Raw genomic sequence first — 14,882 nt, 5'->3', positions numbered from 1 at the left:
CGCACCTGGAGACTCTAACTGAACCCATGCGGGCCGTCCGATTGCAGTGAACATCGAGCCGGACAGCAACTGCCAGGTCAGGCGCACAGCCCAGGTGATCCGCAACACCGACTATGCATGCAGCAGCGTGGCGCCGCTGCATGCATCAGCGGTATCAGCGCAACCCGGTCTCGTTGCGCGCGATCACCAGGCGCTGGATCTCGCTGGTGCCTTCGTAGATCTCGGTGATCTTGGCGTCGCGGAAGTAACGCTCCAGCGGCATTTCCTTCGAGTAGCCCATGCCGCCGTGGATCTGCACCGCCTGGTGGGTGATCCACATGGCCGCTTCGGAAGCGGTGAGCTTGGCGATGGCAGCCTCGTTGCTGAAACGCTGGCCCTGCCCTTTCACCCACGCGGCGCGCAAGGTCAGCAGCAATGCCGCATCCAGCTTGCACTTCATGTCGGCGATCTTGGCCTGGGTCATCTGGAAGGTGCCGATGGCGGCGCCGAAGGCCTTGCGTTCCTTCACGTATTCCAGGGTCGCCTCGTACGCGGCGCGGGCGATGCCGATCGCCTGCGAGGCAATGCCGATGCGGCCTGCGTCCAGCACGCCCATGGCGATCTTGAAGCCCTGTCCTTCGGCGCCCAGCACGTCCTCGGCGGCGACCACGTAGTCCTGGAATTCGATCTCGCAGGTGGCCGAGGCGCGGATGCCCAGCTTGGGTTCGGTCTTGCCGCGGTGGAAACCGGGATTGGCGGTGTCGATCAGGAAGGCGGTGATGCCGCGCGCACCCAGTTCGGGCGTACTCATCGCGAACAGCACGATGTACTTGCAGACCGGGCCGGAGGTGATCCAGCTCTTCTTGCCGTTGACCACGTAGCTGCCATCGGCCTGCTTGACCGCGCGGCAACGCATGGCGGTGGCGTCGGAACCGGACTGCGGCTCGGTCAGGGCGAAGGCGCCGATCTCGCGGCCCTCGGCGATCGCACGCACGTACTTCTGCTTCTGCGCTTCGGTGCCATTGAGCAGGATGCCGTTGCAGAACAGCGAGTTGTTGACCGACATGATGGTCGAGTGCGCGGCATCGCCGGCGGCGATCTCGATCATGGCCAGCACGTAGGCGATCGGGTCCATGCCGGCGCCGCCGTATTCCTCGGGCACTTCGATGCCCATGAGCCCGTTCTCGCCGAGCATGCGCATGTTGTCGACGGGGAACTCACCCAGCCGGTCGAAATGTTCGGCGCTCGGGGCGATCTTTTCCTGCGCGATGCGACGCGCAACGTCCTGCAGCATCAACTGTTCTTCGGTGAATCCGAAATCCACGGCAAACCCCTTCCTGTCAGCATGTCCGCATATTGTACCGGGCCACCCTACGCAGACGTACGTGGGTTGACCGCGGGCACCGGCGGGGAGACAATATCTTTATATCGCGATAGGAAGATATTGATGGATCTGGAAGCCTGGTCGACCCGGCTCAAGGTGTTCGCCGACGCGACCCGCGTGCGCCTGCTGCTGTTGCTGGCCCGCGAGGAACTGACGGTGGCCGAGCTCTCGGCCATCACCCAGCTGGCCCAGCCGCGCGTGTCCACCCACCTTGCCAAGCTCAAGGAAGCCGGCCTGGTGCGCGACCGCCGCGCCGGCGTTTCGGCCTATTACCGTTTCGACGAAGACAACCTGGACACTGCGCAGCGGGAGCTCTGGCGCAGCCTGCGCGACGGCAGCGACGATCCGCTGCTGCGCCAGGACGCCGAGCGCGTGGCCTCGGTACTGGCTTCACGTGCGGCCGAACAGAACTGGGCCGACAGCGTGGCCGGCGACATGGAGCGCCATTATTCGCCCGGCCGCACCTGGGAAGCGATGGCGCGTACCGCGCTGCCGCTGCTGGAAACCGGCGACGTGCTGGATATCGCCTCCGGAGATGGCGTGCTGGCTGAACTGCTGTCGCCCCATGCGCAGCGCTACGTATGCGTGGACACAAGCGCCCGCGTGGTTGCCGCGGCCGGCGAGCGCCTGCGGCGCTTCCCCAACGTGGAGGTGCGCGAAGGCGACATGCACGCCCTGCCCTTCAAGGACAACAGTTTCGACCTGGTGGTGCTGATGCATGCACTCACCTATTCGTCGAAGCCCGCGCAGGCGGTTTCCGAAGCCGCGCGCGTGCTCAAGCGTGGCGGCCGCCTGTTGCTGAGCAGCCTGGCCCGGCATGAACACCAGGCCGCGGTGCACGCCTACGGGCACCTCAACCTGGGCTTCAGCGACAAGGAGCTGCGCAAGTTCGCCGAGAAAGCCGGTCTGCAGGTGTCCAACCTGGGCACGGTGACCCGCGAACGCCGGCCTCCCCATTTCGAAGTGATCTCGCTGATTGGAATCAAGCCATGAAGACCCTGCCCTGGTTGAATCCGTCGCGCGCCGAAGCGCTGCAGAAGGCGCTTGCCGAACGCATCCTCATCATCGACGGCGCCATGGGCACCATGATCCAGCGCCATCGCCTGGAAGAAGCCGACTATCGCGGCGAACGTTTCGCCGACGGCTTCGACAGCCGGCATTCCCATGACGGCGCCTGCGGCCATGCTACTGCAGGGCATGACCTCAAGGGCAACAACGACCTGCTGCTCCTGAGCAAGCCTGAAGTGATCGCCGGCGTGCATACCGAATACCTGCTGGCCGGCGCCGACCTGGTGGAGACCAACACCTTCAACGCGACCTCTATCAGCCAGGCCGACTACCACCTGCAACACCTGGTCTACGAGCTCAACAAGGAAGGCGCGCGCGTCGCCCGTGCCTGCTGCGACGCAGTCGAAGCCACCACGCCGGACAAGCCGCGTTTCGTGATCGGCGTGCTCGGTCCGACCAGCCGTACCGCTTCGATCAGTCCCGACGTGAATGATCCGGGCTACCGCAATACCAACTTCGACGAACTGCGCGGCACCTACCGCGAGGCCATCGAGGGGCTGATCGACGGCGGCGCCGATACCCTCATGGTGGAAACCATCTTCGATACGCTCAATGCCAAGGCGGCGCTGTATGCGATCGAGGAAGTGTTCGAGGCGCGTGGCGGCCGGCTGCCGGTGATGATTTCCGGGACCATCACCGATGCCTCGGGCCGCACCCTGTCCGGCCAGACCGCCGAGGCCTTCTATGCCTCGGTCGCCCATGGCAAGCCGCTGTCGGTGGGTTTGAATTGCGCCCTGGGCGCGAAGGACCTGCGCGAGCATGTGGAGACACTGGCGCGCGTCGCCGATGGCTATGTCAGCGCGCATCCCAACGCCGGCCTTCCCAATGCATTCGGCGAATACGACGAGACACCAGAGGAAATGGCCGCCACGCTGAAGGAGTTCGCCGAGTCCGGCTTGCTCAACCTGGTGGGCGGCTGCTGCGGCACCACGCCCGCGCACATCAAGGCCATTGCCGAAGCCGTTGCGGGCATTGCGCCGCGACGCCTGCCCGCCGACCTGGAGCTTGCGGACGCCGCATGAGCATGCAACCACGCCACACCCGCCTCTCCGGCCTCGAGCCGCTGGTCATCACTCCCGACCTGTTGTTCATCAACGTCGGCGAGCGCACCAATGTCACCGGCAGCGCCCAGTTCAAGAAGCTGATCAAGGAAGGTCGCTTCGAAGACGCCGTGGAAGTCGCCCGCCAGCAGGTGGCCAGCGGCGCACAGATCCTCGACGTCAACATGGACGAAGGCCTGATCGATTCGGAAGCGGCAATGGTGCGTTTCCTCAACCTGATCATGTCCGAGCCCGACATCGCCCGCATCCCGGTGATGGTGGATTCATCCAAATGGAGCGTCATCGAGGCGGGCCTGAAGTGCCTGCAGGGCAAGAGCGTGGTCAACTCGATCTCGCTCAAGGAAGGCGAAGCGGCCTTCATCGATCACGCCCGCAAGGTAATGCGCTATGGCGCCGCCGCGGTGGTCATGGCCTTCGACGAGGACGGGCAGGCCGACACCTGCGCGCGCAAGGTCGAAATCTGCACCCGCGCCTACAAGGTGTTGACCGAACAGGTCGGCTTCCCGCCGGAAGACATCATCTTCGACCCCAACATCTTCGCCGTGGCGACCGGCATCGAGGAGCACGACAACTACGCGGTCGACTTCATCGAGGCCACGCGCATCATCAGGCAGACGCTGCCGGGCGTGCACGTGTCCGGCGGTGTCTCCAACGTGTCGTTCTCGTTCCGCGGCAACGAGCCGGTGCGCCAGGCCATCCATTCGGTGTTCCTGTACCACGCCATCCGCGCCGGCATGGACATGGGCATCGTCAATGCCGGCGGCATGCCCATCTACGATGACCTGGACCCCGACCTGCGCGAGCGCGTCGAGGACGTGATCCTCAACCGGCGAAAGGATTCCACCGAACGCCTGCTGGAAATCGCCGAAAAATACCGCGGCAGGAAAGGCGAGGTCCAGGTCGCCGACCTGGCCTGGCGCGACAAGCCGGTGCGCGAACGCCTGAGCCACGCACTCGTGCATGGCATCGACCAGTATGTCGAAACCGACACCGAGGAAGCCCGGCAGATGTCGACCCGTCCGCTGGATGTGATCGAAGGGCCGCTGATGGATGGCATGAACGTGGTGGGCGACCTGTTCGGCGCCGGCAAGATGTTCCTGCCGCAAGTGGTGAAGTCCGCACGGGTGATGAAGAAGGCGGTGGCCTACCTGCTGCCCTTCATCGAGGCCGAGAAGCTGCGCACCGGCGAAGTCGGCAAGTCCAACGGCAAGATCATCATGGCCACGGTCAAGGGCGACGTCCATGACATCGGCAAGAATATCGTCGGCGTGGTCCTGGCCTGCAACAACTTCGATGTGGTCGATCTGGGCGTGATGGTGCCCACCCAGAAGATCCTGGACAGCGCCCGCGAACACAATGCCGACCTGATCGGCCTTTCGGGACTGATTACACCTTCGCTTGAAGAGATGACCCACGTGGCGCGCGAGATGCAGCGCCAGGGCATGACCTTGCCGCTGCTGATCGGCGGCGCCACGACGTCTCGCGCTCATACCGCCCTGAAGATCGACCCGCATTACAAATCGCCAACGGTCTGGGTGAAGGATGCCTCGCGTGCGGTCGGCGTGGCCCAGTCGCTGATATCGAAAGACCTGCGCGGGCCGTTCATGGCCGCCAACGATGCGGACTACGCCGAGATCCGCGCGCGCCACCGGAACCGCGGCGATGCCAAGCGGCTGGTCTCACTGGCCAAGGCGCGGGGACAGAAGTTCGACGGGGGTTGGGATGCCTACACGCCACCGGCCCCGAACAAGCCCGGCATCACCGCGTTCGAGGACTACCCGCTGGCCGAGCTGGTGGAGCTGATCGACTGGACTCCCTTTTTCCAGGCCTGGGAACTGGCGGGCCGGTACCCGGCCATCCTCACTGACGAAGTGGTGGGCAAGCAGGCCACCGAACTGTTCGCCGATGCCCGCACGATGCTTAAGAAGATCGTCGCGGAGAAGTGGCTGACCGCAAGGGCGGTCTTCGGCCTGTGGCCAGCGAACAGCGTGGGCGATGACGTGGTCCTGGACGTTGACGGTGAAGCGCGCACGTTGCACTTCCTTCGCCAGCAGGTCGACAAGCCGGTAGACCGCCCCGACTTCTGCCTCGCCGACTTCATCGCGCCACGCGACAGTGGCAAGCCGGACTGGATTGGCGCGTTCGCCGTGACCGCCGGGATCGGCATCGACGGACACGTGGCCCGCTTCGAGGCCGACCATGACGATTACAACTCGATCCTGCTCAAGGCACTCGCCGATCGCCTCGCCGAAGCCCTGGCCGAGCGCCTGCACCAGCGGGTGCGCAAGGAGTTCTGGGGCTACCAGGTCGACGAGGCGCTGGACAACGAGGCACTCATCGCCGAGAAATACGTCGGCATCCGCCCTGCCCCGGGCTACCCGGCCTGTCCCGAACACAGCGAGAAAGGCACGCTGTTCGAGTTGCTCGACGCGGGGAGCAATGCCGGCATGACACTCACCGAGAGTTTTGCCATGCTGCCGACCGCGGCGGTGTCCGGATACTATTTCAGCCACCCGCAAAGCCAGTACTTCGTGGTTGGGCGGGTCTCGAAGGAACAGGCTGAGGATTACGGCAGGCGCAAAGGAGCGACGCTTGTGCAGGCAGAGCGATGGCTGGCTTCGAACCTCGACTACGATCCCGAATGATGTAGTTGTCCGCATGCGGCCACACCCGGGTTCATGGCGGGGTGCTCGTTCAATCGACGCCTGCCTGCATGGGGCGCTTACCCGATCCCGAGAACCAGGAATTTGCACATGGATGTGATCGCTGACCCTCCCCACTCCGCCAATGCAGCTTTCATCCGCAAGCACGCCGGCCCCGGCCGTATCGGCCTGTGCGGCGGGACCGACTGGATCAACAAGGTCATCCGCAAGGCGCAGGCACCGCTGACCAACGACGGCCATCGCAGCCTCTGGTCGCATGCGTTCCTCTTCAGCGAACAGCGCCTCGACGGGCATTGGTGGGTGCTGGAATCGGACCTGGACCTGCGCTACCGGCAGATCCGCCTCGGCGTGCAGGAAAACCGTGCCGACCGCTATTTCAATGACGAGGCGTTTCCCAACCTGGCCATCCTGGACTTCGGGCTGGATGACACCACGACGCGCCAGGTGCAGGTCGCCGGCCTGGACCTGCTGGCGGGACTGTCCAGCTATTCATTGAGTGAGCTGGTTGGCACCCTGTTTGCCATGCACAGCACCCGCCTGCGCAAGCGCGACAACCTGCTGGCCAAAGAGGGCGCGCTGTACTGCTCGGCCATGGTCCAGCATTGCTATGCCGCCGCAGGCGTGGAGTTCACGCCGGGCGTGCATGGAAAGAACATCGCGCCGCAGGACCTTTACGACTCGGCGCTGCCACACAAGACCCACTCGCTGATACGCGACCTCGGCATTTCCAGCCTGCGCGTTTTAGCCCACGACGCCGGCGAACTGCTGAATACCCCCATCGGGGAGTTGTTCTGATCGTGAAACGCCATGGATAGGACGGGCCGCAATGCCGATCGCGCTGGCACGGTGGCCCGCATCCCGGGAGCACGGCTTTCAAGCTTCTACTTCGCCTACTACGCGGCGCTGGGCGCGTTCACCCCGTACTGGAGCCTGTACCTGAAATCGCGTGGCATGGACGTGGCCGCGATCAGCATACTGATGAGCCTCTGGTATGCCACGCGCATCGTGGCGCCCAGCACCTGGACCACGCTGGCGGCCCGTTCGCCACACCCGATCCGCTGGTTGCAGCTGGGTTGCCTGCTGACACTGGCGAGTTTCGCCGCCTTCCTGCTGCCGCTGCGATTCGCCGGACTGTTCGCGGTGATGTGCGCCTTCTGCTTCGCCTACAACGCGGTGATGCCGCAGTTCGAATCGATCACCATGTCGCACCTGGGCACGCGCAGCGACCTCTACGGGCGCATCCGGGTATGGGGCTCGATCGGCTTCATCGCCGTGGTGTCGTCGTTTGGCGTGCTGCTTGACCGTTTCGGCGTGCAGACGCTGCCCTGGCTGATGCTGCCGTTACTGGCGGGCCTGCTTGCCTCGTCGTTCGCCAATGCCTACGCGCATCCGGTAGACGAGCTGCGCGACGAGAACCACGTGGGATTCCGCGCGCGACTGAAACAACCCCGGGTCATTGCCTTCTTCGTGGCGGCATTCCTGGCCCAGGTCTCGTTCGGGCCGTACTACACGTTCTTCTCGATCTACCTGACCGAGCATCATTACTCGGCCACCATGCTGGGTGTGTTCTGGACGGTCGGCGTGCTGGCGGAAATCGGCGTGTTCTTCCTGTCCAGCCGCATATTCCGGCGCTGGGACGCAGGCAAGGTGCTGGTGTTCGCCCTGCTGAGCGCCGCGTTGCGCTGGTGGGCCACGGCCCTGTGGCCAGACAGCATTCCGCTGATGCTGCTGGCCCAGCTGACCCATGCATTGAACTTCGGCGCGTTCTTCGCGGCGGTCATGCAATTGCTGGTGCGGTTCTTCCCCGGCCGCATGAACGGCCATGGCCAGGGCGTCTTCTACGGCCTGTCTTCAGGGGTCGGTGGCGTGATCGGAGCATTGGCCGCCGGACAGCTTTGGCACTTCGGCGGCAATGTGGCGTTTTTGGCCTCGGGTTGCGTCGCGCTGCTCGCAGCGGCAATCGCCTGGTACTGGCTGGTCAGGCAGCCTTCCGTCAGTGGCGCGCCATCGCTGTAGGAGCGACGCAAGTCGCGAAGCTCGCGGGCGATCAGGATTCCACTGCTTCGCGACTTGCGCCCCGAAGGAAGTCCCCTTGGGGGGCGTCGCTCACACAGGACTGGTGTCTTACCAGACCAGGTCGTCCGGTACCTGGTACTGCGGGTCGGCGTAAGGATCTTCGCCCGCGGGTGCGTCAGGGTCGACCTTCAACGCAACGCAAGCCGGGAACAGCGCCTCGGCTTCGGCCAGCAACGCGGCAGTCACCAGCAGGTAGCGGCCATTCTGCTGCAGAACGCCCAGCTCGCCGGCATTGAGGGCCTTCAGTTGCTGGGCATTGACGTGGATGCGCTTGATCTTGCCGCCATAGGGAAAATGACGCGCGATGTCCGCCGCCGGGTCGTTGAGCGACTTGTCCTTCAGCAATTCATCGACCTTGGCCTTGGCCTCGCGACGCAGGCGCGCTTCTTCCTGCTTGACGCGTTCGGCCTCGATGCGTTCTTCCTTCTCCTTCTGGGCCCTGATCGCGTAGGCCTTGCCCAGGTCCATCTCCTCGCGAGAGCGAGCGGGCCTGGCCTGTGCGGGTCCGGCTTGCGCAGGCTTGGGTTGGGAGGGACGCGGCGCGCTGTTGCCCGGTCGGCCACCCTGCCCTGGCCTGCCACCGGGTTTGCCCGTGGGCCTGCCCTCGGCATGCCGCGCACCCGGGCGCGGATCGGGCCGGCGTTCCGGCCTGGCCTCGGGCTTGCGCTCAGGCTTCGGCGCCGGCTTGAAGCCCAGCCCCAGGAGTTGGTCGCGTAAGGAATCGGTCATGGTCGTTTGCGGTAGGAAATGGATGCGGGCGTGTCGCCACTCCCGGGAGCACTCAGCGTATCAATAGTGCGGTGGAGGCGGCTCGTCGGCCGCGTCGGGGTACAACTCGGTGCGCACCTTGCGCAGGTCCGACAGCATGCCGCGCATCAATTCGGCAGTGCGGTTGCCTTCGGCCCGTGCATCGGCCAGGGCTTCGCTCAATTCCATCAATGCGTGTTCCTGGAAAGCCAGCCGCGTCTCCAGCTCGATCAGGCGCTCTTCGAGCACGGGATCCATTTTGCCTGGATCAGTCTGCATGCAACGATCTCCCGCGTCCGATCCCGTAGTACGCAATGCCGGCGGCTTCGACCTCCCGCGGCTCGTAGAGATTGCGACCATCGAACACCACCGCATCGCCCAGGGCCGACTTGAGCCGGGCGAAATCGGGGCTGCGGAACTGCTTCCACTCCGTCACCACGGCCAGCGCATGGGCGCCCTGCAACGCAGAGGCCGCCGAATCGCACAGCACCAGGTCGTCGCGCTGTCCAAAGATGCGGGCCGCTTCGTGGGAGGCTTCGGGGTCGTAGGCGCGAACCTTGGCGCCGGCTTCCCACAACTGTTCCAGCAGGCGGCGGCTGGAGGCTGCACGCATGTCGTCGGTGTTGGGTTTGAAGGCAAGCCCCCATATCGCAAAGGTCTTGCCGCGCACGCCTTCGTCCCTGCCCACGCCGTAGTGACGCTGGATGAGCTCGAACAGATGGCCCTTCTGCGACTCGTTCACCGCCTCGACCGCGTCGAGCAGGCGCGCCTGGTAATCGTGCTGCCGGGCCGTGTGGGCCAGCGCCTGCACGTCCTTGGGAAAGCACGAGCCGCCGTAGCCTGCGCCCGGGTAGATGAAGTGCCAGCCGATGCGCGGATCCGAGCCAATGCCTTGGCGAACCTGCTCGATGTCGGCACCGACGCGCTCGGCGATGTTCGCGATCTCGTTCATGAAGCTGATCTTCGTGGCCAGCATCGCGTTGGCAGCGTATTTGGTCAGTTCCGCGGAACGCACGTCCATCACCACGAAGCGTTCATGGTTGCGGTTGAAGGGCGCGTACAGGCGCTTGACCTTGTCGATCGCGGCGTTGCTGTCGGCGCCGATGATGATGCGATCGGGACGCATGCAGTCGGCTACCGCATCGCCTTCCTTGAGGAATTCCGGATTGGACACCACGTCGTAGGCAACCTGCACGCCGCGGCTTGCAAGTTCAGCGGCAATCGTGGCGTTGACCTTGTCGGCGGTACCCACCGGCACCGTTGATTTGTTGACCACCACGATCGGTTGGCTCGCATGTTGGCCAATGGTCCGGGCCACGGCCAGCACATACTGCAGGTCAGCGCTGCCGTCTTCATCAGGCGGCGTGCCGACGGCGATGAATACCAGTTCCCCATGCGCAACAGCCTGGGCGGCGTCGGTAGTGAATGCAAGGCGGCCCGCGGCGAAATTGTGCTTGACCATGGGCGCCAGCCCAGGCTCGTAAATAGGTATCACGCCCTGCTTGAGCCCTTCGACCTTGCCCTCGTCAATGTCGACGCAGACCACGTCATGGCCCACTTCAGCCAGGCATGTGCCGGTCACCAGACCGACATAACCGGTTCCAAAGATTGCTACCCGCATTGGACTCGTCCCGCCTTGCAGTTATTGCAGGATGCTCATCAGTTCGACATCGAACACCAGCGTGGAATCCGGGCCGATGGCGACCGGTCCGTTCTGGCTGCCAGCCGGACCGTAGGCCAGGCTGGACGGAATCCAGAAACGGTACTTGGCACCACTGGGCATCAGCGAGACACCCTCTGTCCAGCCTGCGATGACCTGGTTGAGGCCAAACTCCGCCGGCTGCCCGCGCACGTAGGAACTGTCGAATACCTTGCCGTTGAGCAACTTGCCTTCGTAGTTGACACGGACGCGGCTGGAAGGCGTCGGACGCTGGCCGTTGGCGGCCCGCAATACCATGTATTGCAAGCCGGACGGCGTGGTGATGACTCCCGGAACTGCCTTGTTCTTGCTGAGAAAGGCGGCGCCTTCCTCGCGGTTTTTCTGGCCGGCCATGCTCTGCTTCTTGGTCATGTAGGCCTGCAGGGTCGCCGTGGCGTCCTGCTCGGTAAGCAGCAGCGGAGCCTTCGCGAACGAGGTTCGAATCGCCTGCATGAGCACCGGCAGGTCCAGTTCGTCCTTCAAAGGCGCCAACGACGGGCCTACCGCACGATCGCCCAGCATCAGACCCACCTTGTCCTTCGCCACCGCCGGCGGAGCCGAACCCGGCGGCATGCCCGGCACAGGCGCGCCCTGCTTGACGGCCATGTTCAGGCGCAATGCCTGGTCGGTGGCCTTGGCTTCCTCTTCCGACTGCAAAGGCTGGGCACCGGCGAATGCATTCTTCACCGCGCGCTCGAACGCGCCCAGATCGATGTACTCGGCCACCGGCTGGAACGAGCGGCCCACGTCCATGCCAATGGCGTAGCTGATTTTTTCCTTCTCCGAAACCAGCGCCGTCTTGTCGCCTTGCGTCGTCTGTGCAGACACATTGCTTCCCATCATGGCCAGGCTGGCCGCCATCAATGCGGCTACGCCGCGCATTGCCCGCTTCATCAGAAACTCCCGGGGAAAATTGGATTGATCAATCCGCACCGGCTTGGCGCGAGGTCGACATTGTCGCACGCGCCCCGCGTACGCTGCCTACTGCTACCTGGCAGGACGGGCCGCCTTCAGTTCGCGTTCGATCGCCGTCACCAGTGCGGGATCACCGGGCTTGACCTTGCTGGAAAAATTGGCGACCACGCGCCCATCGCGCCCGATCAGGTACTTATGGAAATTCCAGCCCGGTTCCACGCCCGTTTCCTTGGCGAGTTCACGATAGAGCGGCGTGGCGTTTGGGCCCTTGACGTGCACCTTCTCGAACATCGGGAACTTCACCCCGTAGGTCAGCGTGCAGAACTCCTTGATCTGCGCTTCGCTGCCCGGTTCCTGGCCCATGAAGTCGTTGGAGGGGAATCCCAGCACCACCAAACCCCGTGACGCGTACTTCTTCTGCAGACTTTCCAGGCCTTCGTATTGCGGAGTGAAACCGCACTTACTCGCCGTGTTGACCACCAGCACGACCTGCCCGGCATAGGTTTTATTCAGGTTGATCGGGGCCTTGCCTGCCAACGGTCTATACGAATGATCCAGCAAGCCGCCTGCCAAAGCCGCGCCTGAAAGGGCGACCAACATTACAAACGCCATTATTTTCAATGATTTACTCATGACAGGCAGGGCTCTGGTGGGGTATCGGCGGGCAGTATGCCTTTAGTTGGGTAACAAATTTGCCATCAACGCTTGACGGGTTTTGATTAGGTGTTATAGTTCAATACAACACCACTCACCCAACGCAGCGGGGAACCTCATGAACCACAAACTGTTCACCACCTTGTCCAGCCTCTCCATCAGCAGCGCGCTGCTGGTCGTCGGCCTGATGCCAGGTGGTCATGCAGCCGGCCAGGCGGCCGGTCCACAAGGTGGCGTGGTCGAAACCATCGAAGCCGGGGCCCTTGAGGCAGCCGACGACATGGCCCCTGCCCCGCGCAGACATCGCCGCGGCCGCGCGTCGTTGTCGATGCCTTACTTCTCCTTCGCGCAATCACTGCGCCCGCAGGGCTGAACCATGATGACTCTGACCTCAATCCAGTGGAGCGATGGCGCTCCCATCTACCGCCAGCTGAAGGATCGCGTCATCGCGATGATGCTGGACGGTGTACTCAAGCCGGGCGATGCACTGCCCTCGGTGCGCCAGGTGGCGGCCGAGTACCAGCTGAACCCGATCACCGTCTCGCGCGCCTACCAGGAACTTGCGGACGAGGCACTCGTCGAGAAACGCCGGGGCCTGGGGATGTTCGTGACCGAGGAAGCGGCAAAAAAACTGCTCACCAGCGAGCGTGAAAGATTTCTCCAGGACGAATGGCCGGCAGTCGCCGAGCGCATCAATCGCCTGGGCCTGTCCACCGAAGAACTGTTGCGCCAAGGGGGTGCAAAGTGAGCGCTGTCGCAAGCAATACCGTTATTACCGCGCGAAACCTGCGCAAGGCCTACCGCAGCAAGCTGGCCCTGAACGACACCAGCTTCGATATCGAAGCCGGCAGGATCATCGGCCTGATCGGCCCCAACGGCGCGGGCAAGACGACCGCACTGAAGGCGATCCTGGGGCTGGTGCCTTTCGAGGGAGACCTGAAAGTGCTGGGCATGGACCCGCGCAAGCAGCGCGACGAGCTGATGAACGATGTCTGCTTCATCGCCGACGTGGCGGTTTTGCCCCGCTGGATAAAGGTCAAGGAGGCCATCGATTTCGTCGACGGCATCCATCCGCGCTTCGATCGCGCCAAGTGCGAGCGCTTCATCGCCAATACCCAGCTCAACCCCAACCTGCGCGTGCGTGAAATGTCCAAGGGCATGATCGTGCAGCTGCACCTGGCACTGGTAATGGCCATCGACGCCAAGCTGCTGGTGCTGGACGAGCCGACCCTGGGCCTGGACATCCTGTACCGCAAGCAGTTCTACCAGCGCCTGCTCGAGGACTACTTCGACGAGCAGAAGACCATCATCATCACCACCCACCAGGTCGAGGAGATCGAGCACATCCTCACCGACGTGATGTTCATCCGCGACGGCAAGATCGTGCTGACCGCCGCCATGGACGAAGTCGCCGACCGCTATACCGAAGTACTGGCTTCGGCCGACAGCGTCGAAGCCGCGCGCGCACTCAAGCCCATCGATGAGCGCTCCCTTCCGTTCGGCAAGACGGTGATGCTGTTCGACGGCGCCCCACGCGAGCAGCTTGCCGCCTTTGGCGAAACCCGCAATCCCGGCCTGGCTGATCTGTTCGTTGCCATCATGAAAGGAACCTACGCATGAATGCCGTCACCACCCACAACCACAAGACCAACACCTTCAAGTGGCTGCTGAAACGGGAATTCTGGGAGAACCGCGGTGGGTTCCTGTGGGCGCCAGTGATCACCGGCGCTATCGTCAGCCTGCTGACCCTGGTGCTGGCTGTTATCGGACTGGTGCGCTTCAACCAGAGTCACGCCGGCGACAGCATGCGGTTTGAGGGCAGCCTGGCCGAGCATGCCCGCCAGATTGGTGGCATTGGCGACACCGCCTTGCTGGTGGGCATCAGCCTGACCACCCTGGTGCTGGCGTTCGTCGTGTTCTTCTACGCGCTTGGCTGCCTGTACGACGACCGCCGCGACCGCAGTGTGCTGTTCTGGAAATCGCTGCCGGCATCGGACCTGCAGATGGTGCTTTCGAAGGCGAGCTGGGCGCTGCTGCTGGCACCCATCATCTCGATCGTGGTGGGCGTGGCGATCGGAATCGTCCTCTGGGTGATCATCGGCGCAGCCGCGGCGTTGGCCGGGATGCCGAATGCATCGGCCATCTTCACCCATGCCAATCCCTTCAGCGTCATCGGCAACACGCTGACCATCGTGCCGGTTTACCTGCTCTGGGCCCTGCCCGCCGTAGGCTGGCTGATGCTGTGTTCCGCCTGGGCGCGGAGCAAGCCGTTCCTGTGGGCCGTACTGCTCCCGGTGCTGGCATGTGTGATGGTCAGCATGGTGGGTATCCTGCCCGGCACCGATATCAACTACGGCAGGATCTGGTACACCCTGGTCTACCGCGGTCTGATGAGCGTAGTGCCAGGCAGCTGGGCGCCAGCAAGCAGTGCCTTCGAGAACAACATGCAACATGCGCAGAACTCGGACATCCAGGGCCCGGCCGACCTGATGCGCCTGATGAACGTCAGCAACCTGGACGTGCTGGGATCGGCAGACTTGTGGATTGGCGCCGCCATCGGCGCGGCCTTCATAGCACTGGCCATCTACCTGCGCCGCTGGCGCGAGCTGGCCGACTGAGTAGAGGGTGGGAGGCCG

At 63.9% G+C, this 14,882-nt stretch carries 15 protein-coding genes; 9 read left to right on the top strand and 6 right to left on the bottom strand.

Annotated elements, in window-relative coordinates; all coding sequences use genetic code 11:
- Positions 1–154: 154 nt before the first annotated feature.
- Entirely contained in the window at positions 155–1,336 is a 1,182-nt protein-coding gene (locus DT603_RS00280) for an acyl-CoA dehydrogenase family protein (RefSeq protein WP_343037704.1), read from the bottom strand.
- 90 nt (positions 1,337–1,426) lie between these two features.
- Here DT603_RS00280 and DT603_RS00275 point away from each other — a divergent pair, with 90 nt between their 5' ends.
- The 5 genes from DT603_RS00275 to DT603_RS00255 all read left to right on the top strand — a co-directional run bounded on the left by DT603_RS00275 (position 1,427) and on the right by DT603_RS00255 (position 8,171).
- A complete protein-coding gene (locus DT603_RS00275; RefSeq protein WP_162347855.1) occupies positions 1,427–2,356 on the top strand; it encodes an ArsR/SmtB family transcription factor in 930 nt (309 codons plus the stop codon).
- On the top strand, positions 2,353–3,453 hold the full coding sequence (locus DT603_RS00270; protein ID WP_162347854.1) for a homocysteine S-methyltransferase family protein: 1,101 nt from the start codon (positions 2,353–2,355) through the stop codon (positions 3,451–3,453). Before DT603_RS00275 ends, DT603_RS00270 begins: the two co-directional genes overlap by 4 nt.
- Complete coding sequence (gene metH, locus DT603_RS00265; RefSeq protein WP_246191529.1) at positions 3,348–6,137, top strand: methionine synthase; 2,790 nt, start codon at positions 3,348–3,350, stop codon at positions 6,135–6,137. The genes DT603_RS00270 and metH overlap by 106 nt, the downstream gene beginning before the upstream one ends.
- A 108-nt stretch (positions 6,138–6,245) precedes the next feature.
- Positions 6,246–6,950, top strand: coding sequence for a hypothetical protein (locus DT603_RS00260; protein ID WP_162347853.1), 705 nt, complete (start codon positions 6,246–6,248; stop codon positions 6,948–6,950).
- A gap of 12 nt (positions 6,951–6,962) precedes the next feature.
- Entirely contained in the window at positions 6,963–8,171 is a 1,209-nt protein-coding gene (locus DT603_RS00255) for an MFS transporter (RefSeq protein WP_162347852.1), read from the top strand.
- 108 nt (positions 8,172–8,279) lie between these two features.
- Here the strand turns inward: DT603_RS00255 and DT603_RS00250 are convergent, their stop codons facing one another.
- From DT603_RS00250 to DT603_RS00230, 5 genes are all read right to left on the bottom strand, one after another.
- Positions 8,280–8,960, bottom strand: a complete 681-nt coding sequence (locus DT603_RS00250; protein WP_162347851.1) for a DUF2058 domain-containing protein — start codon at positions 8,958–8,960, stop codon at positions 8,280–8,282.
- Between the two features lie 60 nt (positions 8,961–9,020).
- Positions 9,021–9,257 carry a SlyX family protein gene (locus tag DT603_RS00245; RefSeq protein ID WP_162347850.1) on the bottom strand — a complete coding sequence of 79 codons (237 nt, stop codon included), beginning with the start codon at positions 9,255–9,257 and terminating at the stop codon, positions 9,021–9,023.
- The gene (locus tag DT603_RS00240; RefSeq protein WP_162347849.1) at positions 9,247–10,599 is read right to left on the bottom strand and encodes a UDP-glucose dehydrogenase family protein; all 1,353 of its coding nucleotides are present in this window, start codon (positions 10,597–10,599) and stop codon (positions 9,247–9,249) included. Before DT603_RS00240 ends, DT603_RS00245 begins: the two co-directional genes overlap by 11 nt.
- 21 nt (positions 10,600–10,620) lie before the next feature.
- A complete protein-coding gene (locus DT603_RS00235; protein ID WP_162347848.1) occupies positions 10,621–11,571 on the bottom strand; it encodes an FKBP-type peptidyl-prolyl cis-trans isomerase N-terminal domain-containing protein in 951 nt (316 codons plus the stop codon).
- Positions 11,572–11,664: 93 nt separating this feature from the next.
- Positions 11,665–12,192: a glutathione peroxidase gene (locus DT603_RS00230; RefSeq protein WP_425500911.1), complete on the bottom strand. Its 528-nt coding sequence runs from the start codon at positions 12,190–12,192 to the stop codon at positions 11,665–11,667.
- 172 nt (positions 12,193–12,364) lie between these two features.
- Between DT603_RS00230 and DT603_RS00225 the strand changes: the two genes are divergently transcribed.
- Genes DT603_RS00225 through DT603_RS00210 form a run of 4 tightly spaced genes read left to right on the top strand, consistent with a single transcriptional unit; the run spans position 12,365 to position 14,864 of the window.
- Entirely contained in the window at positions 12,365–12,619 is a 255-nt protein-coding gene (locus tag DT603_RS00225) for a hypothetical protein (RefSeq protein ID WP_162347846.1), read from the top strand.
- A gap of 12 nt (positions 12,620–12,631) precedes the next feature.
- Positions 12,632–12,994: a GntR family transcriptional regulator gene (locus DT603_RS00220; RefSeq protein WP_162348323.1), complete on the top strand. Its 363-nt coding sequence runs from the start codon at positions 12,632–12,634 to the stop codon at positions 12,992–12,994.
- Positions 12,991–13,866, top strand: coding sequence for an ATP-binding cassette domain-containing protein (locus DT603_RS00215; protein WP_162347845.1), 876 nt, complete (start codon positions 12,991–12,993; stop codon positions 13,864–13,866). Before DT603_RS00220 ends, DT603_RS00215 begins: the two co-directional genes overlap by 4 nt.
- The gene (locus tag DT603_RS00210) at positions 13,863–14,864 is read left to right on the top strand and encodes an ABC transporter permease (RefSeq protein ID WP_162347844.1); all 1,002 of its coding nucleotides are present in this window, start codon (positions 13,863–13,865) and stop codon (positions 14,862–14,864) included. Before DT603_RS00215 ends, DT603_RS00210 begins: the two co-directional genes overlap by 4 nt.
- Positions 14,865–14,882 lie beyond the last annotated feature (18 nt).

This window comes from Pseudoxanthomonas gei (genome assembly GCF_010119615.1).
Lineage (GTDB): Bacteria > Pseudomonadota > Gammaproteobacteria > Xanthomonadales > Xanthomonadaceae > Pseudoxanthomonas_A > Pseudoxanthomonas_A gei.
The sequence above is the reverse complement of the archived record's forward strand: the minus strand, read 5'-3'. Positions and strand labels throughout refer to the sequence as shown.